At 66.6% G+C, this 20,683-nt stretch carries 18 protein-coding genes; 8 read left to right on the plus strand and 10 right to left on the minus strand.

All coding sequences use genetic code 11. The features are described 5' to 3' along the window. The 4 genes from fghA to frmR all read right to left on the minus strand — a co-directional run. On the minus strand, window positions 1-826 hold an 826-nt coding region (fghA, locus tag N7573_RS03750; protein ID WP_279943081.1), incomplete at its 3' end, for an S-formylglutathione hydrolase. 63 nt (window positions 827-889) lie between these two features. Further along, entirely contained in the window at window positions 890-1,249 is a 360-nt protein-coding gene (locus N7573_RS03755) for a YqcC family protein (RefSeq protein ID WP_279913144.1), read from the minus strand. A gap of 8 nt (window positions 1,250-1,257) precedes the next feature. After that, window positions 1,258-2,367 (minus strand): S-(hydroxymethyl)glutathione dehydrogenase/class III alcohol dehydrogenase, encoded by a 1,110-nt coding sequence (locus N7573_RS03760; protein ID WP_012512082.1) that lies wholly within the window; start codon window positions 2,365-2,367, stop codon window positions 1,258-1,260. A gap of 57 nt (window positions 2,368-2,424) precedes the next feature. Further along, window positions 2,425-2,700 carry a formaldehyde-responsive transcriptional repressor FrmR gene (gene frmR / locus N7573_RS03765; RefSeq protein ID WP_005411009.1) on the minus strand — a complete coding sequence of 92 codons (276 nt, stop codon included), beginning with the start codon at window positions 2,698-2,700 and terminating at the stop codon, window positions 2,425-2,427. 212 nt (window positions 2,701-2,912) lie between these two features. On the opposite strand from frmR, the gene N7573_RS03770 reads away from it, so the two are divergent. Next, on the plus strand, window positions 2,913-6,002 hold the full coding sequence (locus N7573_RS03770) for a TonB-dependent receptor (RefSeq protein ID WP_121504397.1): 3,090 nt from the start codon (window positions 2,913-2,915) through the stop codon (window positions 6,000-6,002). 47 nt (window positions 6,003-6,049) lie between these two features. On the opposite strand, the gene N7573_RS03775 is transcribed toward N7573_RS03770, so the two are convergent. Further along, the gene (locus tag N7573_RS03775) at window positions 6,050-6,955 is read right to left on the minus strand and encodes a LysR family transcriptional regulator (RefSeq protein WP_049461842.1); all 906 of its coding nucleotides are present in this window, start codon (window positions 6,953-6,955) and stop codon (window positions 6,050-6,052) included. Window positions 6,956-7,084: 129 nt separating this feature from the next. Here N7573_RS03775 and N7573_RS03780 point away from each other — a divergent pair, with 129 nt between their 5' ends. Then, entirely contained in the window at window positions 7,085-8,188 is a 1,104-nt protein-coding gene (locus tag N7573_RS03780) for an alkene reductase (protein ID WP_279913143.1), read from the plus strand. Between the two features lie 59 nt (window positions 8,189-8,247). Then, on the plus strand, window positions 8,248-8,664 hold the full coding sequence (locus N7573_RS03785) for a VOC family protein (protein ID WP_279913142.1): 417 nt from the start codon (window positions 8,248-8,250) through the stop codon (window positions 8,662-8,664). A 12-nt stretch (window positions 8,665-8,676) separates the two neighbouring features. On the opposite strand, the gene N7573_RS03790 is transcribed toward N7573_RS03785, so the two are convergent. After that, the gene (locus tag N7573_RS03790; RefSeq protein ID WP_107433164.1) at window positions 8,677-9,372 is read right to left on the minus strand and encodes a hydrolase; all 696 of its coding nucleotides are present in this window, start codon (window positions 9,370-9,372) and stop codon (window positions 8,677-8,679) included. Window positions 9,373-9,447: 75 nt separating this feature from the next. Between N7573_RS03790 and N7573_RS03795 the strand changes: the two genes are divergently transcribed. Continuing rightward, a complete protein-coding gene (locus N7573_RS03795) occupies window positions 9,448-10,110 on the plus strand; it encodes a TetR/AcrR family transcriptional regulator (RefSeq protein WP_125895892.1) in 663 nt (220 codons plus the stop codon). Window positions 10,111-10,161: 51 nt separating this feature from the next. On the opposite strand, the gene N7573_RS03800 is transcribed toward N7573_RS03795, so the two are convergent. Further along, the gene (locus N7573_RS03800; RefSeq protein ID WP_279913141.1) at window positions 10,162-10,824 is read right to left on the minus strand and encodes an SMI1/KNR4 family protein; all 663 of its coding nucleotides are present in this window, start codon (window positions 10,822-10,824) and stop codon (window positions 10,162-10,164) included. Between the two features lie 129 nt (window positions 10,825-10,953). Continuing rightward, window positions 10,954-11,838 (minus strand): LysR family transcriptional regulator, encoded by an 885-nt coding sequence (locus N7573_RS03805; protein ID WP_049400266.1) that lies wholly within the window; start codon window positions 11,836-11,838, stop codon window positions 10,954-10,956. A 107-nt stretch (window positions 11,839-11,945) separates the two neighbouring features. Between N7573_RS03805 and N7573_RS03810 the strand changes: the two genes are divergently transcribed. Next, window positions 11,946-13,004, plus strand: a complete 1,059-nt coding sequence (locus N7573_RS03810; RefSeq protein ID WP_279913140.1) for an NAD(P)-dependent alcohol dehydrogenase — start codon at window positions 11,946-11,948, stop codon at window positions 13,002-13,004. A gap of 116 nt (window positions 13,005-13,120) precedes the next feature. Then, window positions 13,121-14,377, plus strand: coding sequence for an NnrS family protein (locus tag N7573_RS03815; protein WP_279913139.1), 1,257 nt, complete (start codon window positions 13,121-13,123; stop codon window positions 14,375-14,377). A 39-nt stretch (window positions 14,378-14,416) separates the two neighbouring features. On the opposite strand, the gene N7573_RS03820 is transcribed toward N7573_RS03815, so the two are convergent. Continuing rightward, window positions 14,417-15,781, minus strand: a complete 1,365-nt coding sequence (locus N7573_RS03820) for a glutamate--cysteine ligase (RefSeq protein ID WP_032129893.1) — start codon at window positions 15,779-15,781, stop codon at window positions 14,417-14,419. A 152-nt stretch (window positions 15,782-15,933) separates the two neighbouring features. Between N7573_RS03820 and N7573_RS03825 the strand changes: the two genes are divergently transcribed. After that, window positions 15,934-16,638 (plus strand): VIT family protein, encoded by a 705-nt coding sequence (locus N7573_RS03825; protein WP_032129894.1) that lies wholly within the window; start codon window positions 15,934-15,936, stop codon window positions 16,636-16,638. After that, window positions 16,635-17,459, plus strand: coding sequence for an AraC family transcriptional regulator (locus N7573_RS03830; RefSeq protein ID WP_279913137.1), 825 nt, complete (start codon window positions 16,635-16,637; stop codon window positions 17,457-17,459). The genes N7573_RS03825 and N7573_RS03830 overlap by 4 nt, the downstream gene beginning before the upstream one ends. A gap of 750 nt (window positions 17,460-18,209) precedes the next feature. Here N7573_RS03830 and N7573_RS03835 read toward each other — a convergent pair. Further along, window positions 18,210-20,633: a DUF3772 domain-containing protein gene (locus N7573_RS03835; RefSeq protein WP_279913876.1), complete on the minus strand. Its 2,424-nt coding sequence runs from the start codon at window positions 20,631-20,633 to the stop codon at window positions 18,210-18,212. Window positions 20,634-20,683 lie beyond the last annotated feature (50 nt).

The following is a 20,683-nucleotide window of genomic DNA, read 5'->3' on the forward strand; positions in this document are numbered from 1 at the left end:
CGCGCAGGGCGCGGGCGTGGTGGGCGATGTGCTCGCCGATGAAACTGGCGATGAAGTAGTAGCTGTGGTCGTAGCCCGGCTGCAGGCGCAGGGTCAGCGGATGACCGGCGGCATCACAGGCCTGCTGCAGGCGCTGCGGTTGCAGCTGGGTCTGCAGGAATTCGTCCGCCTCGCCCTGGTCGACCAGCAACGGCAGGCGCTCACGGGCCACGGCGACCAGTTCGCTGGCATCCCACTGCGCCCAGTCCGCCGGGTTGTCGCCCAGGTAGGCGTGGAAGGCCTTCTGCCCCCACGGCACGTGGCTGGGCGCAACGATCGGCGAGAACGCCGACACGCTGCGGTAGCGCCCCGGGTTGCGCAGCGCGATCACCAGCGCACCGTGACCGCCCATCGAGTGGCCGCTGATGCCGCGCGCATCGGTGACCGGGAAATTCGCCTCGATCAGTGCCGGCAGTTCCTGCGCCACGTAGTCGTGCATGCGGTAGTGCTTCGCCCACGGTGCACGGGTGGCATTGAGGTAGAACCCCGCCCCCTTGCCCAGGTCATAGCCCTCGGCATCGGCCACGTCATCGCCGCGTGGGCTGGTATCGGGCGCGACGATGATCACGCCATGCTCGGCCGCGTAGCGCTGCGCGCCCGCCTTGGTGATGACGTTCTGCTCGGTGCAGGTCAGCCCGCTCAGCCAGTACAGCACCGGCAGTTTCTGCGTTTCCGCCTGCGGCGGCAGGTACACGGCGAACTGCATGTCGCAGCCCAGCGTGGTGGAATGATGCCGGTAGACGTCCTGCCAGCCGCCGAAACAGGCGCGGTGTTCAATACGTTCCATGGTGCTCTCCTGCGCGGCGCGTCAGCGCACGCGTGCTTCTGGTAGATGCCGACCTTGGTCGGCTTATCCACGCGCGGCGTGGATGCCTTTGTTGATCCGTTCATCCAGCTGCGCCAGCAGGCGCAGCAACGATTCGACGCCAGACTGGCCATCAAGATTGCGCCAGGCCGCCACGGCCACATCGCTGCGCGGCGGCCACTGTCCGGCTGCGCGCGCTTCATGAAGGCGCGGCAGGAATACCTGCGCAAGCCACTGCTCGAACGGCATGCCATCGTCGCTGCCGAAGGCCGAGGTCACCGCACGCGGCGGCCCCACCTCCCCCACTACCCAGCCCAGCGCACGCAACGCCTGCTCGATCGGAACCACCAGGGCCGCGCGCGGGTCTTCCGCACGCGGCCGGCGCAGGGCATCCAGCCAGCCCATGACGCGGCTCAGTAGTGAACCACCGACCGGATCGACTTGCCTTCGTGCATCAGGTCGAAGGCTTCGTTGATCTTGTCCAGGTCCATGGTGTGGGTGACGAACGGTGCCAGTTCGATATCGCCCTTCATCGCGTCCTCCACCATGCCCGGCAACTGGCTGCGGCCCTTCACGCCGCCGAAGGCGGTGCCCATCCACTTGCGCCCGGTCACCAGCTGGAACGGACGGGTGGAGATCTCCTGGCCCGAACCGGCCACGCCGATCACCACGCTCTGGCCCCAGCCACGGTGCGCGCATTCCAGCGCCGCGCGCATCACGTTGACGTTGCCGATGCACTCGAAGCTGTGGTCCACGCCCCAGGTGGTCATCTCGACGATGACCTGCTGGATCGGCTTGTCGTAGTCCTTCGGGTTGATGCAGTCGGTGGCGCCGAATTCGCGCGCCAGTTCGAACTTGGACGGGTTGGTGTCCACCGCGATGATGCGGCCGGCCTTGGCCTGGCGCGCACCCTGGATCACCGCCAGGCCGATGCCACCCAAGCCGAACACCGCCACGCTGTCGCCTTCCTGCACCTTGGCGGTGTTGTGCACCGCGCCGATGCCGGTGGTGACGCCACAACCGAGCAGGCAGACGTGCTCCGGGTTCGCGTCCGGATTGATCTTCGCCAGCGAGACTTCGGCCACCACGGTGTACTCGCTGAAGGTCGAGCAACCCATGTAGTGGTACAGCGGCTCGCCGTTGTAGCTGAAGCGGCTGGTGCCGTCGGGCATCACGCCCTTGCCCTGGGTGGCACGCACCGACACGCACAGGTTGGTCTTGCCGCTCTTGCAGAACAGGCACTCGCCACACTCGGCGGTGTACAGCGGAATCACGTGGTCGCCGGGCTTGACGCTGGTCACGCCCTCACCGACCTCCACCACGATGCCGGCGCCTTCATGGCCCAGCACCACCGGGAACAGGCCTTCCGGATCATCGCCGGACAGGGTGAAGGCATCGGTATGGCAGACACCGGTGTGGGTGATCTTGACCAGCACCTCGCCCTTCTTCGGCGGGGCAACGTCGATCTCGACGATCTGCAGCGGCTGGCCGGGACCAAAGGCGACGGCGGCACGGGACTTCATGGTGGACTCTCCAGACATAGGGAAAACGGGATGTATGGCGCGGTGATGCGCCATCGCTTACTTCAGGTACGAGCGGATCAATGCGCTCATGTCGCGCACGCGTTCGGCGCGCTGTTCATCGGAGGCCGCAGGCTGGCCGAACTCCTCGCGCAAATGGGCCTCCATCACCTCGGACATCAGGCCATTGACCGCGCCACGGATGGCGGCGATCTGCTGCAGCACCGGCCCGCAGTCGGCACCGGCTTCCAGCGCGCGATCCAGCGCATCGCACTGGCCGCGGATGCGGCGCACGCGGGCCAGGACCTTCTTCTTCTCTTCGGGGGAGTGCGGCATGGCGGGGCCACCTCGGAACTATACTGGGGGATAGTATACACAGAGGGGCGAATGAAGCCATCTGGTGCTGCCGAGGCATGCCCCAGGGACAGATCAGCCCAGAATATGAATGAACAATAAATAGATTCATTTGTTACTTTTTCATGACGTAGGGTGCCTGCCTTCCGCCCGCGTTTACCCCCGAGTCACATTGGCGTGACCAGGGAGAAATCATGTACCGACCGTTGTTCGCCCGCAGTCGCTTGTCTGTCGCGCTGGGTTCGGCATTGGTGCTGGTGGCCGCCGCACCGGCCATGGCGCAGCAGGCCGCCACGCAGGAACAGAAGGCCGAGCCCGCCAGCAGCAAGACCCCCGTGCAGCTGGACCGGATGACCGTCACCGGCTCGCGCATCTACCGCGCCGGTTTCGACACGCTCGAGCCCGCCGCGGTGGTCAGCCGTGAATCGATCGAGAACTATGGCGACACCAACCTCATCGATGCCCTGACCCGGATTCCCGGGGTCAGTGCCGGCGTCAGTTCGCGCGGCGACCAGGCCGGCTTCGGTGCAGGCGTCAACTTCGCCAGCAAGTTCGGGCTGGGCAGCAATCGCCTGCTGACCCTGGTCAATGGACGCCGCTTCGTCACCTCTACACCGCCCACCATCTTCGGAGCCGGCGGCGGCTCGGGCATCCAGGTCGACATGAACGCCATTCCCAGCGTCATGGTGCAACGCATTGAAAGCCTGAGCGTTGGCGGTGCACCCACCTATGGCTCGGATGCGATCTCCGGCGTCAACAACATCATCCTGCGCGACCGGTTCGAGGGTGCCGAAGTCGAGCTGGGCTACGGCAGGACCAGCAAGAACGACAACGAGCGCTACTCCTGGTCGGCCATCTTCGGTACCGACTTCGCTGATGGCCGTGGCCACATTGTGGTGGCGGCGGAACTGGACAACGCCGATGGGGTGAACGCGCTGCAACGCGATTTCTACCGCCAGGGCTACAGCCTGCAGGCCAATCCCACGGCGGCCAATGCCACTGCCCAGCCCCTGCGCCGGCCGACCAATGATGGCCGCATCGACGGCAGCATTCCGTTCAACACCGGGCCCCGCGATGGTATCCCCGACCAGGTCTGGATCCGCAACCGGCGCATTGCCAGCATGACCTTCGGTGGCCTGGTGATGCCGGCGACCGGCAGCTACACGCGCAACGGCCTGGGCGACATCCTTGGCTTCGGCCCGAACAAAGACAAACTGTGGCAGTTCAACAACGAGGGCAAGCTGGTCGAGTTCAATCCCGGCACCAGCTACGCGGGCGGCAACGCCTCCGGCGGTGACGGCCTGAACCTGTTCGAGACGGTGCCGCTGATCGCCGACCTCGAACGACGCTCGGTGTTCTCCACCGGCAGCTTCGACTTCACCGACAACGTGCGCGGCTTCTTCGAACTTTCGCGATACGAAGCGACCGCCCGCGAAACCCTCGACCAGAACGTCTACAACGCGGTGTCCTTCGGCAATGCGCGCCTGGACGGCGGCGGTACCGCCAGCGGTGCACTGACCTTCAGCGCCAGCAATCCGTTCCTCAGTGCGGAAACCCGCAAGATCCTCGCCGACAACGGCATCACCTCGTTCCGCCTGTCGCGATCTTCGCGCGACCTGTCGATGAACAACGCCAGCACCGAAACCCGCCTGACCCGTGCGGTGCTCGGCCTGAACGGCTTCTTCGAGGTCGGAAAACGCAGCTTCAACTGGGAAGCCAGCGTCACCCACGGCCGCGGTGACTTCGACTACCTCGGCACCGGCCTGATCCAGCAGAACTTCATCAATGCGATCAACGTCACCACCGACGCCAGCGGGCGCATCATCTGTGATGCCACCCGCCCGGGCACCACGGCCGATGCGAACTGCCGCCCGCTGAATCTGTTCGGCGAGAACCAGGCGTCGCGCGAAGCCCTGGACTATGTCTCCACCCGGACCGTGGCCAAGGCGCAGACCCGCCAGACCGTCATCAATGCGTCGGTATCCGGCGGCCTGTTCGATCTTCCCGGCGGCGAGCTGTCCGCGGCGGCCGGCTTCGAACACCGCCGCGAAGAAGGCTCCTTCACCCCCAGCGAGTACCAGCGCCTGGGCCAGGGCCGCTCAGTGCCGACCCAGGCGGCGGAAGGCAAGTACCACACCAATGAAGTGTTCGCCGAAGTGCTGGCACCGCTGTTCAATCCCGACTGGGATATTCCGGGCCTGCATCGCCTGGACCTGACCGCCAAGTTCCGCCGCGTCGACAACTCCGTCGCCGGCGCGTTCAATGCGTTCACCTACGGCATCCAATACGAACCGATCGCCGGCCTGCAGCTGCGCGGCAACAAGACCCAGTCACTGCGCGCGCCCTCCATCGCCGAGCTCTACACCACCCAGCAGCCGGCCTACTACAACATCCCGGAAGTGTGCTCGCTGGACAACATCAGCGGCGGCTCAAATCCGGCGGTGCGTCGCCGCAACTGCGAGGCGTTCTTCGCCGCCTACCCGGGTGCCGATCCGAACACCTTCCGCCAGCAGCCGACCAATACGCTGGGTTCGACCAACGGCAGCACCCGCCTGCAGAACGAAACGGCGAAGTCGTGGACGGCCGGCATCGTGTTCGCGCCGGAATGGATCCCGGGCCTGCGCGTCGCCGCCGACTGGTATGACATCAAGATCAACAACGTGATCACGTCGCTGAGCGCCAACGACATCATCACCGGTTGCTTCGACACTGCCGACTTCAACGCCGCCAACGTGCCCAACGCCAACCGCTTCTGCAGCCTGGTGACGCGTGATCCGAACACCGGCGTGGCTACCAGCATCAAGACCGAGTATGGCAACGGCCCGGTGCTGATGTTCCGTGGCTGGACCGCCGAAGTCGGCTACCGTTGGGACCTGTCGCGCTTCGGCGTACTGGACCTGGACTTCTACGGCTACATGCCGAAGAACCGTGGCCAGGCCGCGAACCGGGACGTGCCGTTCGTCGAACAGGCGGGCAGCTTCAACGAGCCCAAGCGCCAGTTCCGTTGGACGGCCCAGCATCGCATCGGCAACTGGAACTACGGCGTGGCCTCCAACTACACCAGCCGCGCCCAGTACACGATGACCGATACCCCGGAAAGCCGTCAGTACTTCTACCGCGACAGCTGGACCACCTGGGACGCCAACGTCACCTACCGCATCACCGACGCCGCGCGCGTGACGTTGTCGGTGATCAACGTGGGCGATGACATCGGGCCGTTCCCGTATGTACTGGATGCACTGGGCCGTCGCTACATGGCCAGCCTGCGCTACAACTTCAAGTAGGCCTGGCGCAGCGTTTCCACAGGCGGGGCCCGGTGTACGGGCCCCGCTCAATCAAACAGACCTTGTTCCGCCAACCGGGTCAGCTCATCCACCACGTAGCGCACCTTCGGCCGCAGGTGGCGCGTCGGTGGCCACAGCGCATGGATGTCGATGTGCCGCTGCATGTGTTCGTCCAGCACCGATTGCAGCACGCCGGAATCGAGATGGCGGCGCACCAGTGAAATGGGCATCTGGCAGATGCCGAGGCCGGCGATGGCCGCTTCGATCACCGCGTCGCCATCATTGAGTTGATAGGGCGCACTGGGAATGAACGTTCCCTCGTCCTCCTCGCTGCCGATCCGCCACCAGATCGGTTGCCCGTGGCGGAAGCCGACGATGCTGCGGTGCTGCGCCAGTTCCTGCACCGTGCGCGGCACGCCATGCGCCTGCAGGTACGCCGGCGATGCGCAGGTGACCAGGCGCTGGCGCCCCAACCGGCGCGCGACCAGGTGCTCGGCCTGGTGCAGCCCACCGAAACGGATCAGCAGGTCGATGCCCTCTTCGACCGGATCGACGAAGTGATCGGTGAAGGTCATCGTCAACTGCAGGTCCGGATACTGGCGGCACAACCGCAGCAGCACCGGCAGCACCACCAGCCGCCCGAACGAGGACGGCATGTCAATGCGCAGCCGCCCGCTGGGCAGGCCCGCCGAACCCAGACAGGCCTCGGCCGCGGAGATTTCTTCCAGCGCCGCCGCACAGGAGGCGTAGTACGCCTCGCCATCAGTGGTCAGTGCGATGCGCCGCGTAGTGCGATGGAACAGGCGCACCCCCAGCCGCGCTTCCAGCCGGGCGATGGCCTTGCCCACCGCCGAGCGCGAGATGCCCAGCGCGTCTGCCGCCTCGGTGAAGCTGCCCGAGCGTGCGGTCGTGACGAACGTCACCAGGCCATTCAAGGATTCCAGCGGCAGCATCGTTCGCACCCCATTGGGGACAAATAGTCCCCCACCAAGGGAGATCGAAGCGCTTTATGCGCCCGCATGTCAACTCCATCCTGTGTGCATCGCGCCGCTGGCGCTCTTCCCCGCACCGAGATGACCAACATGACCGCCGCCCTGTTCCGTCCGTTCGACCTGACAGGCATCGCCCTGCGCAACCGCATCGCGATGGCCCCGATGACCCGTGCCCGCAACCCCGGCTCGGTCGCCAATGAGCTCACCGCGCAGTACTACCGGCAGCGTGCCAGCGCCGGCCTGATCATCAGCGAAGGCACGCCGGTCTCGCCGCAGGGCCAGGGCTACATCGACGTGCCGGGTATCTGGTCGGCCGAGCAAGTGGCCGGGTGGAAGCTCGTCACCGAGGCGGTGCATGCCGCGCAGGGCACGATCTTCGCCCAGCTCTGGCACGTCGGCCGCATGTCGCATGCCTCGCTGCAGCCCGGGGGTGGGCAACCGGTCAGCGCCGGTACCCGCCCGGTGGCCAGCGCACCGAAGAACACCTCGTTCGTCTATCTGGACGACGGCAGCCGCGGCCATGCTGATCCCACCCCGGCGCGTGCGCTGGCCACCGAAGAGATCCCCGGCATCATTGCCGACTTCGCACGCGGCGCCGACAACGCCATCGCTGCCGGCTTCGATGGCATCGAGTTGCATGCCGCCAACGGCTACCTGTTCGAGCAGTTCCTCAACCCGCTCATCAACGAGCGCGACGACCGCTACGGCGGCTCGCTGCCGAACCGCGCGCGATTGATCCTGGAGACGGTGGATGCGATGGCCCAGCGCATCGGTGCGCACCGCATCGGCGTGCGCCTGGCACCGAACAACCTCACCTTCGACATGCCGTTCTACCCCGACAACGAAGCCACCTATCTGTACCTGGCCGAGGAACTGGGCAAGCGCGGGCTGGCCTATGTGCATCTCAACGACAACCTGCAGGCGGGCCAGTCGGTGCTGGGCGAGGCGTTCCTGCAGCAGTTCAAGCAGGTCTACGGTGGCACGTTGATCCTGGCCGGTGGCATGACCCGCGAACGCGCCCTGCAGCTGGTCGAGGCCGGCACCATCGACCTGGCCGCATTCGGCCAGCCGTTCATCGCCAACCCGGATCTGGTCGAACGCCTGCAGCACAACGTCGCGCTGGCCACGCCCGACCGCAATACCTATTACGGTGGCGGCGAGGCAGGCTACCTCGACTACCCGCGCGCGCAGTAGAGCCACGCGATGCGTGGACGCGGGCGTACACTGCCCACCCGCATCCACCGGATCTGCCCATGGATACGCCCACCGCATCGTTCATCGTCAACCTCGATGTCCCCGGTCTTGCCGCTGCCGAGGACTTCTACATCCGAGCCTTCGGCCTGCGCATCGGGCGCCGTCTAGGCCCGGGCGCCGTGGAGCTGCTCGGTGGGCCAACGCCGCTGTACCTGCTGCAGAACGAGGCCGGCAGCGCCGCCACCGATGACGGCGACGTGCGCGACTACGAGCGCCATTGGACGCCGCTGCACCTGGACTGGGTGGTGGATGACATCGAAGCCGCACTGGTCCGTGCGGTTGCGGCCGGGGCGACGCTTGAGCAGTCCGTGCGCGAGCGCCGCTGGGGGCGCATCGCCGTGCTGGCCGATCCGTTCGGCCACGGCTTCTGCCTGATCCAGTTCAGTGGCGAAGGCTACAACGCGCTGGTCGAATGACCGGTGCGCCGTTCACCACGGCAACGGCACTGCTTCACCGTTGGCGCGCTCACCGTAGTACAGCGACGGCAGCAGGCGCGAGAGGAAACTGAACTCCGTGTAGCAGTGCTTGAGCAGGCCCAGGCCGACCGCATCGCCGGCATCGCAGTGCGGATCGGTGCTGTCCAGGCCGAGCACGAAGCGGCTGCGCAGCACACAGCCAAACGGCGTATCGCGCGCCACGTGCAGCATCTGCCCGTCGCAGGGATCACCGTTTGCATCCAGGCGTACGTGATCTCCGAAGCCGATGCGCGCGGCGATCACCGCCGACACATCGCCTGCATCCTGTGCCACCTGCAGGCGCTCGGGCACCAGCAACGTGCGCGGGTCATGGAACTTCAAACGCGCCGCCACCGGCGGAATATCGGCCAGCGATTCCACCGCGTGGATGCTGGCACCGTGGTAGCTGCGTCCGCGCTGCCAGGCCGCGTCCCAGCCGCGATGCTCGACATGATCGACCGGATGCCACCAGCGGATGTGCTGTGTGGTCTCAAAGAAGGTGAACCACCAGTCCAGCATGCGGCCCTTGCAACCGTGCAGATCGGTACGCACCGCCACCAGCAGAGTGCCATCTTCGCGGCGCTGGATGCCGGTTTCCAAGCGCATCGGTGCGGGGTCGAGCAGATCGTGGTGGTCCAGCCAGGCGCGGGCGTTCACAGCGGTATCCATCGGGGTCTCCTGCATGTCGGGAGACCTGACAATACGGAAACGTTCTTCGTTTCGCAATTATCCGAATGCGGTAAGATGGGCGCAATGAACAGCACCACCCTGCCCGAGCCACCCTCACCAATCCGCCGCCGCGGCCGCCCTGCGCGGCCGGAAGCCGAAGTCCGCCACGCCGTGCTGCAGGCCACGCTGGAGCTGCTGCTGGCACAGGGTTACGAGGCCACCACCATCGAAGCGGTGGCGGCGCACGCCGGGGTAGCGAAGAAGACCGTGTACCGCCACGCCAGCAACCGCGAAGAACTGGTCGGGTTGGCCGTGCGCGAGTGGACCGACGGCTTCGCGCCGCAGTTGCAGCGCGATGCGCACGACGCCGATGAGGTGATGCCGTTGCTGCGGGCCATCCTGCACGCGGTGTGCGCGCAGGCACTGTCGGCGCAGGCAGTGCAGGTATTCCGCCTGCTGGCCACCGACTTTCCCGGCAAGGACGCGCTGCTGCAGGCCTATCTGGACAATGGCATCGAACGCGGCCGTGCGCTGCTGGCCGACTGGCTGGCGCGTCAGCAGCAGCGCGGGCTGCTGCGCGAGGGAGATGCCGCGTGCATGGCGCGGCTGATCCTGGCGATGGCCGTGGCCGAGCCGCTGCGCGAACGCGTGATCGGTGTGGTGGCCGAGGATGCGCCGGTAGAGGTGCATCTGCGTGATTGCCTGGAATTGTTGGCACCCGTACTGCAGGTGCCGTAGCCGGCCGCATCCACGCATGGCGAGGTTCTACCGGCAGCGCTTCGGATCAGGTCACGCCTGCACGTAGGGTATTTCGCTGTCGATACCGTCGAACGCGATCAGCTGCAGCAGCGGCTGCACGTCCTCGTCACTGATCTCACCCGCAGTGATGTCATCCACGCGTGCATACAACGCCTCCAGCGCCGCTACCTGGTCCCCTCGCAGCCAGCCACGATGGGTACCGAGCCAAGCCTGCAGATTGGTTCCGATATCGCCCTCCGAAAGCAGCGAATCCTCTTCCTCCAGCTCCACCACCGCTTCGGCCATCTTGCGGAACAGGAAGTCCTGGAAGTTCGCGGCCAGCAGATCGGCGCGATCATCGTCATGCCAGACCAGCAGCACCGGCGACTCGCTGGAACCCGGTGCATTGGTCCAGAAACAGTAGTGATCACCCGCGCCGGTGCGCGCGAACGGCAGCAGTTTCAGGTCATCGCGCAGCGGGTTGTAATGATCTTCGGCAGTCAGATCTTCCCACGCTGCGCGCAGTTCGCTCGGCTCGATCGGTTCATAGTCGTTGGCATACAGCAGTACCGGCGGCTGCGGCTGCACCTGCGGGAACACCGTGCGGTACCATTTCGGGCCCTGCTCGCCCCAGCTGAAACGGTTGTCTTCCACCAGCTGGCGGAACAACGGCGGGAAGGTCTGGCCGGAAGCCTGTTCGAGATCGGCGAGCATGCTCAATGACGTCCTTTTGTTGAGAAGACTCACTCTAGCGGGTGAACGCCATCCACGCATGGCGTGGATCTACCCGGAAAGCTCTCGTTGGAGCCGGTCATTGGACGGCACTGCGCCATCCACCGCGATTCACTCGCGCAGCATATCCACGAACGCACGCAGCGCACCGGGCATCTGCCGCTGCTTCGGGTAGTACAGCGCGAAGCCGGCGAACGGTTCGCTCCAGTCTTCCAGCACCGCCACCATCTGCCCCGATTCGATGTAGGGCCGCGCGGTGTCTTCCAGCACGTAGGCCAGGCCGATGCCATCGAGTACCGCGCCGACCACGGTGCCCTGCTCGCCCAGCGTCAGCCGTCCGGGCACGTCGATCTCCAGCGCCTGCCCACCGCGCTCGAACTGCCACTTGTACAGGTGCCCGCTGGCGAAGCGGAAGCGGATGCATTCGTGCGCGGCCAGGTCGCGCGGATGCTGTGGCGCCGGATGCCGCCGCAGGTAGTCCGGCGAGCCGACAATCAGCCCGCGCAGCGGTGGCCCCATCGGCACTGCCACCATGTCCTCGGGTACGAACTCGTGCAGGCGCACGCCGGCGTCGTAGCCCTCGGCGACGATGTCGACCAGGCCGTCGTTCTCGGTCAGCTCCACCCGCACGTCGGGATGGGCGTGCAGGAAGCGCGCCAGCCGTGGTCCCAGCTGTGTCGCCACCGCCGCACGGGTGGCATTGATGCGCAGCAGGCCGGCCGGTGCGGCACGGAACTGGTTCATCTCCTCCAACGCATCGTGCACCTGCCCCAAGGCCGGCTGCAGGCGCTCCAGCAGGCGCTGTCCGGCCTCGGTCAGGGCCACGCTGCGGGTGGTGCGATGGAACAGGCCCACGCCCAACCGTTCTTCCAGCGCGCGGATCGCATAACTCACCGCCGAGGTCGACAGCGCCAGCTCGGCGCCGGCACGGCGGAAGCTGCGGTGGCGGGCGACTGCGGCGAACGCGGCCAGGTGGGAGAGATTGTCAGTGGCCATGATTGTGCAGTTTCACTTGATGAATCATGCCGATATCCGGGCTTCTTGCCGCTGGGTACGGGGCGTATTGTAAAGCGCCTTTCGACAAACCCTGCCAAGGATTCCCCATGTCCCTCGCCCGTGGTTACGCCGCCCATTCACATACCGACCCGCTGATCCCGTACGAATTCGAACGCCGCGCGGTCGGCCCGGACGATGTGCGCATCGAGATCCTCTACAGCGGCATCTGCCATTCGGACCTGCACCAGGCCCGCGACGACTGGGGTGGCTCGATCTACCCGATGGTGCCGGGCCACGAGATCATTGGCCGCGTCACCGAGGTCGGCAGCAACGTCACCCGCTTCAAGGTGGGCGACCACGCTGGCGTGGGCTGCATGGTCGACTCATGCCGCAACTGCGACGCCTGCGAGCACGACCTGGAGCAGTACTGCGCCGAAGGCGCGACCTGGACCTACAACGGCCGTGAACGCGAAAGCGGCGCGCCGACCTACGGCGGCTATTCCGACCACGTGGTGGTCGAACAGCGCTTCGTGGTGAAGGTGTCCGAAACGCTGGACCTGAAGGCCGCCGCCCCGCTGCTGTGCGCCGGCATCACCACCTGGTCGCCGCTGCGCCACTGGAAGGTCGGCCCGGGCCAGAAGGTCGGCGTGATCGGCCTCGGTGGCCTCGGCCACATGGGCGTGAAGTTCGCCAAGGCCCTCGGCGCGCACGTGGTGATGATCACCACCACGCCGGAGAAGGGTGCCGATGCCAAGCGCCTGGGCGCCGATGAAGTGCTGGTCTCGCGCGATGCCGCGCAGATGAAGGCGCACGCCGGCAGCTTCGACTTCCTGCTCAACACTATTCCGGTTGGCCATGACACCAACCCGTACATGGGCCTGCTCAAGCGCGAGGCCACCATGTGCCTGGTCGGCGTGCTGACCGAACTGGATCCGCCGCTGACCGGCGGCAGCGTGATCTTCGGCCGCAAGCACCTGACCGGCTCTGCGATCGGCGGCATGGCCGAAACCCAGGAAATGATGGATTTCTGCGCCGAGCACGGCATCGTCAGCGATGTCGAGATGATCGACATCAAGAACGTCAACGAAGCCTGGGAGCGCATGGCGAAGAACGATGTGCGCTACCGCTTCGTGATCGACATGGCGACGATGAAGAACGCCGCCTGATCGATTGGCGACTGTGAACGAAGAACCCCGGCACTGCCGGGGTTTCTTGTTTGCGTTGCACGGCCCGTCCGCCGGGCCATGCCCGGCGAGCGAAGCGGTTGCCTCCCTCCTTGGGCATGACGAAGATCAAGGACCCGGCCACCAGCCGGGCGCAGACTCGCTGCATGGCCCGCCTGCCCTCCCCTGCGATGCTGATGCGCGCGCCGCACCGGCTGCTGTTCTTCATCGGCGCCAGCAACCTGCTGCTGGCAATGCTGTGGTGGGCGTTGTGGCTGGGCGCATTGCGCGGGTTGTGGACGCCGCAGCCACCGCCGCTGCCTCCGGCCTGGCTGCACGCGCTGCTGATGCAGTACCTGGTACTGCCCAGTTTCATCTTCGGCTTCCTGCTCACCGTGTTCCCGCGCTGGATGGCACAGCCGGAGCTGCCACGCAGCCGTTATGCACCGGTCGGCATCGGCCTGTTTGGTGGGCAGGCGTTGCTGATTGCCGCCGCCTGCGGGTGGACACCCGGGCTGTGGCCCGGCCTGCTGCTGGCACTGGCCGGCTGGAGCGCCGGACTGATCGTGCTGGGACGCGTGCTCAAGGCCGCCGGTCCCAACCGCAACTGGCATGCGCGCGCCTGCTATGCCGCACTGCTGCTGGGCTGGCTGGGGCTGCTGCTGTTCATGGCGGTGGGGCGCGGCCACGCCACGCTGATGCCAGTCACGGTGGCACTCGGCACCTTCGGCCTGCTGCTACCGGTCTACCTCACCGTCGCGCACCGGATGATCCCGTTCTTCGCCAACAACGTGGTCGATGGCTATGTGGCGTGGCGCCCGCTGCGCTGGTTGGCTGCGATGTGGGCGCTGCTGATGCTGCGCCTGCTGTTGAGCGCGTTGCAGGTCGACCACCTGCTGTGGCTGGCCGATGCGCCGCTGCTGATGTTGTCGCTGCAGGCGCTATGGCACTGGTGGCCACGCGGGCCGATGCCGGGCCTGCTCGCGGCCCTGTTCCTGGCACTGGCGTGGCTGCCGATCAGCTTCGCGTTGTATCTGCTGCAGGACATCGGCCAGATGCTGGGCCATCCGCAACTGCTCGGCCGCGCGCCGCTGCATGCCCTCGCCGTGGGCCTGTTCGGCAGCCTGCTGGTGGCGATGGTGACCCGGGTCACCCAGGGCCATTCCGGCCGACCGCTGGTGATGCCGGCAGTGGCCTGGTTTGCGTTCGTCGCGCTGCAGGCGGTGGCGATCATGCGCATCGTCGCCGAACTGATGCCCGACGCCTATGCGTGGCATTTCGCCGCAGCCATCGGCTGGTTGCTGGCCTTGGCACCGTGGGTGGCGCGGCTGGGCTGGATCTACCTGAGCCCACGGCGCGACGGCAAGCCGGGCTGACATCACCGCCGGGCATGGCCCGGCGCTACCGCAATCGAATCAATACGCGAACTCGCGGAACACCGGATCGACGTCGCCGTGCCAGCGGCCATGGAACAGCGCCAGCTTGCGTTCGGCCGGGGTCAGGCCGGACTCGACGATCTCCTGCAGCACGTCCAGGAACTTGCTCTCGTCCTGGCCGTCGGCATTGCGCGCCGCGCGGCGCTTGAGGCCTTCGACGGAAATCTTCACCGCTTCACGGGCCAGGTCGCGCACGCTGCCAGTGCGGAACGGCAGGTTCATCGCATGCTTCGGCACGCCGTCGCGCAGTGCATGGCGCTCGGCCAGGGTGAAATCACGTACCAGGTCCCAGGCCGCATCCAGCGCGGTGTCGTCGTACAACAGGCCCACCCAGAATGCCGGCAGCGCACACAGGCGGCTCCACGGGCCACCGTCGGCACCGCGCATTTCCAGATACTTCTTCAGGCGCACTTCCGGGAACGCGGTGGTCATGTGGTCCGACCAGTCGCGCAGCGTCGGCAGCGCGCCCGGCAGCACCGGCAGCTTGGCCTGCATGAAATCGCGGAAGCTCTGCCCGCTGGCGTCGTGGTAGATGCCATCGCGGTAGGAGAAATACATCGGCACGTCGAGCAGGTAATCGACATAGCGCTCGTAACCGAAGCCATCCTCGAACACGAAGTCGAGCATGCCGGTGCGGTCGGCGTCGGTGTCGGTCCAGATATGCGAGCGGTAGCTCAGGTAGCCGTTCGGCTTGCCTTCGGTGAACGGCGAATCGGCGAACAGCGCGGTGGCGATCGGCTGCAGCGCCAGCGACACGCGGAACTTCTTCACCATGTCCGCTTCGGTGGCGTAATCCAGGTTCACCTGCACCGTGCAGGTGCGGGTCATCATGTCCAGGCCCAGCGAGCCGACCTTGGGCATGTAGGCGCGCATGATCTTGTAGCGGCCCTTTGGCATCCACGGCATTTCATCGCGCTTCCACTTCGGCTGGAAGCCCATGCCGAGGAAGCCGAGCTGCAGCTCACCGGCCACCTGTGCCACTTCGTTGAGATGGGTGCCGGTCTCCACGCAGGTCTGGTGGATGGTCTCCAGCGCCGCTCCGGACAGTTCCAACTGACCGGCAGGTTCCAGCGTCACCGAGGCACCATCGCGCAGCAGGGCGATCGTGTTGCCGTTCTCCTGCACCGGCTCCCAGCCGAAGCGGACCAGGCCGTTGAGCAGCGCTTCGATGCCGCGCTCGCCTTCAAAGGTCGGCGGGCGCAGGTCATCCAGGCGGAACCCGAACTTCTCGTGCTCGGTGCCGATGCGCCACTGCGCGCGGGGTTTCTCGCCGGAGGCGATCACCTCCACCAGCTGCGAGCGGTCGGTAATGGGTGTATCGGCGACGTGGCTGGGGCTCGACAAGGGGAAGGCTCGCTGGACAGTGGCGGGGGATGTGGGGCTCGGAGCCTTCCATCGCAAGGGCGCACTATAGCGTGGCGACCCGTTGCGTCATGCGACGGAGACGGTTTTCAGCATCCTACCGACGCCCTCTTGACCCTCGTACACTCGGGGCCATGAGCCGCCATTCACGACACCCCGAACTGCACCGCTCCGAGCGCGTCGGCTGGCTGCGTGCCGCCGTGCTGGGGGCCAACGATGGCATCGTCTCGGTGGCCGGCCTGGTGGTCGGCGTGGCCGCCAGCGGCGCCTCCGCGGCGACCATTCTGGCCACCGGCGTGGCTGGCACCGTGGCCGGCGCGATGTCGATGGCTGCTGGAGAGTATGTCTCCGTGCAGACCCAGGCCGACACCGAAGACGCCGACCTGGCGATGGAAAAGCGCGAACTGCACGAAGATCCGCACAGCGAGCTGGAAGAGCTGGCCGCGATCTACCGCCACCGCGGCCTGGAGCCGGCGCTGGCGCGGCAGGTGGCCGAGCAGCTCACCGCCCACGACGCACTGGGCGCCCACGCCCGCGACGAGCTGGGCATCACCGATACCCTGCGCGCGCGCCCGCTGCAGGCAGCGCTGGCCTCGGCCGGCGCCTTCACCTGTGGTGCGGCACTGCCGGTGCTGACCGCGCTGCTCGCGCCGGTCGACAAGGTCGCGATGATGACCACCGCCAGCACCCTGCTCGGCCTGTGCCTGACCGGCGCGATGGCGGCCCAGGCCGGCGGCGCACCGCCGGTGCGCGGCGCGATCCGGGTCATGTTCTGGGGCGCGTTGGCGATGGCCGCGGCCGCCGGCGTCGGTCGCCTGCTCGGCGCACACGTGACATGACCGCCATGCTGCCCCCGGCCACCGCACTGCTGGCCGAGATGGCCAGTCTGGCGGGCTGTGAGCGCGCCGAAGGCTATACCTGCATCACCGCTCGCCAAGAGCATGGCGCCAGCTCGGTGGAGATTCCGCAACCACAGTTCGCGATCCTGCTGGAAGGCCGCAAGCAGGTGCGCACCGCGCACCAGTCGCTGGAATTCATCCCTGGCGACATCCTGCTGCTGACCCAGCGCTGCCGCATCGATGTGGTCAACAGCCCCGACCCGGGGACCGGCCGCTACCTCAGTGCCATCGTGCCGCTGTGTGCCGAAGTGCTGGCGGCCGCACGCACGCTGTGGAGCGAGGACCTTCCCGCCCCTGGCCAGGCGATGGCACGTCTGCCGTTGATCGACCATGGCCCGGTGCTGCGCCAGTGGCGGCAATCGCTGCAGGACGGCCGTTACAGCGAGGCACGATTGGCCCTGGCCTCGCTGGTATTGACCCTGTGCCGGCAGGGCCACGGCAACCTCTTGCTGCCACAGGCACCGAGCCTGGGCGAACAGATCCGCGACCGCATCGCCGCCGAACCGGCACGCGACTGGCAATCGCGTGATGTGGAAGAACAGTTCGCGCTGAGCGGTGCGACCCTGCGTCGTCGTCTCGCCGCCGAGGACACCAGCCTGCGCCAGCTGCTTACCGAGGCCCGGCTGGCGCATGGCATGCAGCTGCTCTACACCACGGACCTGCCATTGAAGACCGTCGCAGCACGCGCGGGCTACCGGTCTGCGGCGAGTTTCAGCAAGCGCTTCGCCGAGCAATACGGACTGGCTCCCACAGACATTTGAAGGGGTTCGGCAGGGCTGCGCCCTGCACCCGCAGAGGCAACGGCAACGTCCGAAGCAACAGCAACAGCAACAGCGGCTATCCGAGGGAAGGCGGGGCGGTGTGGGTGGGCAGGACACGCCGTAAACCCATCCATGGGGGCTCGATGGCGCCATCCATGGCGCCAACGGTCCTGCCCACCCACACCGCCCCACCTTCGACAGGTTCACTCGGCTGTTGGCAACTGCGGCTTTGTTCCGCGCGGCTGTTGGTAGGTGTCGACCTTGGTCGACACGATTTTTCTCTCAGATATCGAATGAGTCATCCACGCATGGCGTGGATCTACTGTGTCGACCAAGGTCGACACCCACCAGAGCAATACGTCGTTCCAACAGATCGCGGAAAACTGTCGAAGGCGGGGTGGGTCCGGTTGCGGGGGCGTGAGCCGCATGGGCCCGAGGCATGCCTCGGGCGGGTTGGGCAGGACGCCCAACCCCGGTCTTGCCGTGTGCGCAGGAAAGCGCACACGAGCAAGCGGCGACCGAGCTTACATGGGTGAGGGCGCTTTGCTTGCGAAGCACTGCTTCGCAAGCGCCCGAACGCACAGCCGCCAGCGGCTGGGCCGGGCCCCGGAGGGGGACTTGCAGCGTCCCCCGCAACCGGCCCCACCCCGCCATCCCACAGGAAACCAGCTTTTGCCGTTGCCGTTGCTGTTGCCTTTGCTCCGGCTTGTAGCGGGTGCAGGGCGCAGCCCTGCAAAGAAACCCCTACTCCTACGAATCGCGGGTGATGTGGATGTCGGTCGGGGTCGACAGCGGAATGTTCCGCTCCGCCAGGATCTGCAGCAGGCTGAAGTACAGATCGCTGCGGGTGGCATACACCTGCCGCGGGCTGGCCACGTACGCGAAGCTGTTGATGATGATCTGGCCACCGGCAATGCTGTCGATGTAGACCGTCGGGGCCGGCTGCTTCAGCACGTTGGTGTGCGCTGTGTACGCATCCAGCAGCGCCTGACGCAGGCTGCCGACATCGGTGCTTGGCGGCACCGCGAACTGGATCTGGATGCGGCCCTGGTTGTTGCCCATCGTCATGTTGCGCACGGTCTTGGTGACCAGCTCGGAGTTGGGCACGATCAGGGTGGACTTGTCGCCCACCTGGATCTCGGTCGAGCGCAGGCTGATGCGGCGGATGTCGCCCTCCTGGTCGCCCAGCTTCACCCAGTCGCCGATCTTCACCGGACGCTCGGCCAGCAGGATCAGGCCGGAGACGAAGTTCTGTGTGATCACCTGCAGGCCGAAACCAATACCCACTGACAACGCACTGACGAGCAGCGCCAGCTTGGTCAGCTCCAGCCCCATCGCCGTCAACGCCCAGATCACGGCGAGGATGATGCCGACGTAGCGGGCGACGGTACTGACCGAGTTGCGCGCCCCCAGGTCCAGTTCGGTCTTGGGCAGGTAGGTATCGGTCAGCCAGCGCTGCACCAGCTGGGTGATCGCCAGGCCGGCCAGGAGCACCACAACCGCCAGCACGATCTGCATCGGCTTCAGGGTGGTTCCGCCCAACGGAATGCCCGTGGTGAGCAGCGAAGTGAATCGCTCCACCACCGCACCGATGTTGCCGAACGGCGCCACCAGGGCAAGCAGCGTGAGCAGCACGACCACGGTACGCAGCGCCGCCGACAGCAGCACGCCGGCCTGCTCCAGCCGCGATACGCTCAGGCCGGTGCTGAGCAGAATGGTCTGGCCCACCTTGCTGTCGGCATTGAGCATCCACGTGCTCAGGTCATCGACGAATTTGAACAGCAGCGTCGCGGCCAGCACCACAATGCTGCCGTTGATCAGCTGCTGGTTCACGAATTTGGCGAAGTTCAGGTAGCCCATCAACGTCGCGACGATGGCGGCCACCACCGCGACGTTGCCCGCCACGCGTGCCAATACCAGCCAGCTGCTGCGGCGCACCGGTGTGGCCGCGCCCACGCCATCGGCCTGCGCCTCCAGCTTGGCCTCGGCCTCGGCGGTCTGCCGCCGATGCAGGCGCGCCAGGGTCACCAACATGGCCATGATCAGGCCGAGGTAAGTCAGCGCAATCAGGCCATCCAGTGCAACCGTGGTGACATCGCTGGTACGCGTGGCCTGATCGAGGGCCACCAGCACCGTGCTCAGCCAGGCAAGCGCCGCCGCGCCCCACGCATACTTGCGCAGCTTGAGCGCGGCGGTGTCATCCAGATTCAGCAACCGCCACGACGGCCGCTTGGGAACCAGCATGCAGGCGCTGAGTGCCGCAATGAACGCAGCGCGGAACGTTGCGGTCTCCAACCCATCGGCCACCACCTGCAGGCGCGGCGCGATGGCATCGATCGCATCAAGCGCTGCCATCAGCACAACCACCGCATAGCCAGGCAGCAGCGTGCCCACCAGCAGCAGCCACATGGCCAGGCCGGAACGGCGCAGGCGACCGTCCGGCGCGCGCTCGGACTCCGCAAAGCGCCGCCCCAGCCTGCGCAGCCACAGCCGCAGCGGGAACATCATCACCAGCGCGGCCACCAGGCCCAGCAGCGGCGTGCCCCAGCCATTGGCCCGGATGCCGGCGACGAAGGTATCGCGCCCCTGCTCGGCCAACGGCGCGACGCGTGCGATATCGATCGGCAGGCGCTCGGCAACCTTGCTCCACAGCGCCGGAGACAACGGCGAGGCGACCTTCTTCCCCATGTCTTCGGCGCGTTGCGCAGTGCGCTGCTGGTCGATGTCGGCTGCCAGCTGCTGGGCACGCACGGCACTGGCCTTGGCCTGCGCTACCGACGCGGCCAGGCCGTCGCGCTGTTTGGTGATGCTGCGCCGTTGCGCCGCCAGTTCGGGCGGCTCGGTGGTGCCCTCGGCAGGCGTGCCCAACTGCGCCAGCTGTTCGTCGAGGCGATCCTTTTGCGGCTGCAGCGCCTTTTCCAGCGCCTCGGCATCACGCCGGGCCTTCGAAGCATCCTCGGACAGCATGGCCAGTGTTTCGATGGCCGCGGCATCGCCACGCTTGCGGTCGACCTCCTTCAGCTTCGCATCGATACCTGCCAGCTGCTGCTTCGGCGTGGGTTCATCATCCTGCGCCAGCACCGGCGCGGACAGCAGGAAGGCGCTGCACAGCAGCAGGGCCAGCCAAGGGCCCCGTGCACGGATCGATCGCAGGAAAGAAGACAAGCCAGCCACACCGGTTCGCGCGGACCACCGCGCCTGCGCGCGACTATACGGCAGAGGCG

It is taken from the genome of Stenotrophomonas sp. GD04054 (genome assembly GCF_029836955.1).
In the GTDB taxonomy this organism is placed as follows: Bacteria; Pseudomonadota; Gammaproteobacteria; order Xanthomonadales; family Xanthomonadaceae; genus Stenotrophomonas; species Stenotrophomonas maltophilia_A.

Bases quoted from the DNA above. Each gene is read 5' to 3' on its own strand.
- N7573_RS03800 (WP_279913141.1), bottom strand. From the start codon at position 10,824: ATGCTCGCCGATCTCGAACAGGCTTCCGGCCAGACCTTCCCGCCGTTG.
- N7573_RS03795 (WP_125895892.1), top strand. From the start codon at position 9,448: ATGGGCGCAATGAACAGCACCACCCTGCCCGAGCCACCCTCACCAATC.
- N7573_RS03780 (WP_279913143.1), top strand. From the start codon at position 7,085: ATGACCGCCGCCCTGTTCCGTCCGTTCGACCTGACAGGCATCGCCCTG.
- N7573_RS03830 (WP_279913137.1), top strand. From the start codon at position 16,635: ATGACCGCCATGCTGCCCCCGGCCACCGCACTGCTGGCCGAGATGGCC.
- N7573_RS03790 (WP_107433164.1), bottom strand. From the start codon at position 9,372: ATGGATACCGCTGTGAACGCCCGCGCCTGGCTGGACCACCACGATCTG.
- N7573_RS03760 (WP_012512082.1), bottom strand. From the start codon at position 2,367: ATGAAGTCCCGTGCCGCCGTCGCCTTTGGTCCCGGCCAGCCGCTGCAG.
- N7573_RS03825 (WP_032129894.1), top strand. From the start codon at position 15,934: ATGAGCCGCCATTCACGACACCCCGAACTGCACCGCTCCGAGCGCGTC.
- N7573_RS03775 (WP_049461842.1), bottom strand. From the start codon at position 6,955: ATGCTGCCGCTGGAATCCTTGAATGGCCTGGTGACGTTCGTCACGACC.
- N7573_RS03805 (WP_049400266.1), bottom strand. From the start codon at position 11,838: ATGGCCACTGACAATCTCTCCCACCTGGCCGCGTTCGCCGCAGTCGCC.
- N7573_RS03815 (WP_279913139.1), top strand. From the start codon at position 13,121: ATGACGAAGATCAAGGACCCGGCCACCAGCCGGGCGCAGACTCGCTGC.
- N7573_RS03755 (WP_279913144.1), bottom strand. From the start codon at position 1,249: ATGGGCTGGCTGGATGCCCTGCGCCGGCCGCGTGCGGAAGACCCGCGC.
- N7573_RS03770 (WP_121504397.1), top strand. From the start codon at position 2,913: ATGTACCGACCGTTGTTCGCCCGCAGTCGCTTGTCTGTCGCGCTGGGT.
- N7573_RS03810 (WP_279913140.1), top strand. From the start codon at position 11,946: ATGTCCCTCGCCCGTGGTTACGCCGCCCATTCACATACCGACCCGCTG.
- N7573_RS03785 (WP_279913142.1), top strand. From the start codon at position 8,248: ATGGATACGCCCACCGCATCGTTCATCGTCAACCTCGATGTCCCCGGT.
- frmR (WP_005411009.1), bottom strand. From the start codon at position 2,700: ATGCCGCACTCCCCCGAAGAGAAGAAGAAGGTCCTGGCCCGCGTGCGC.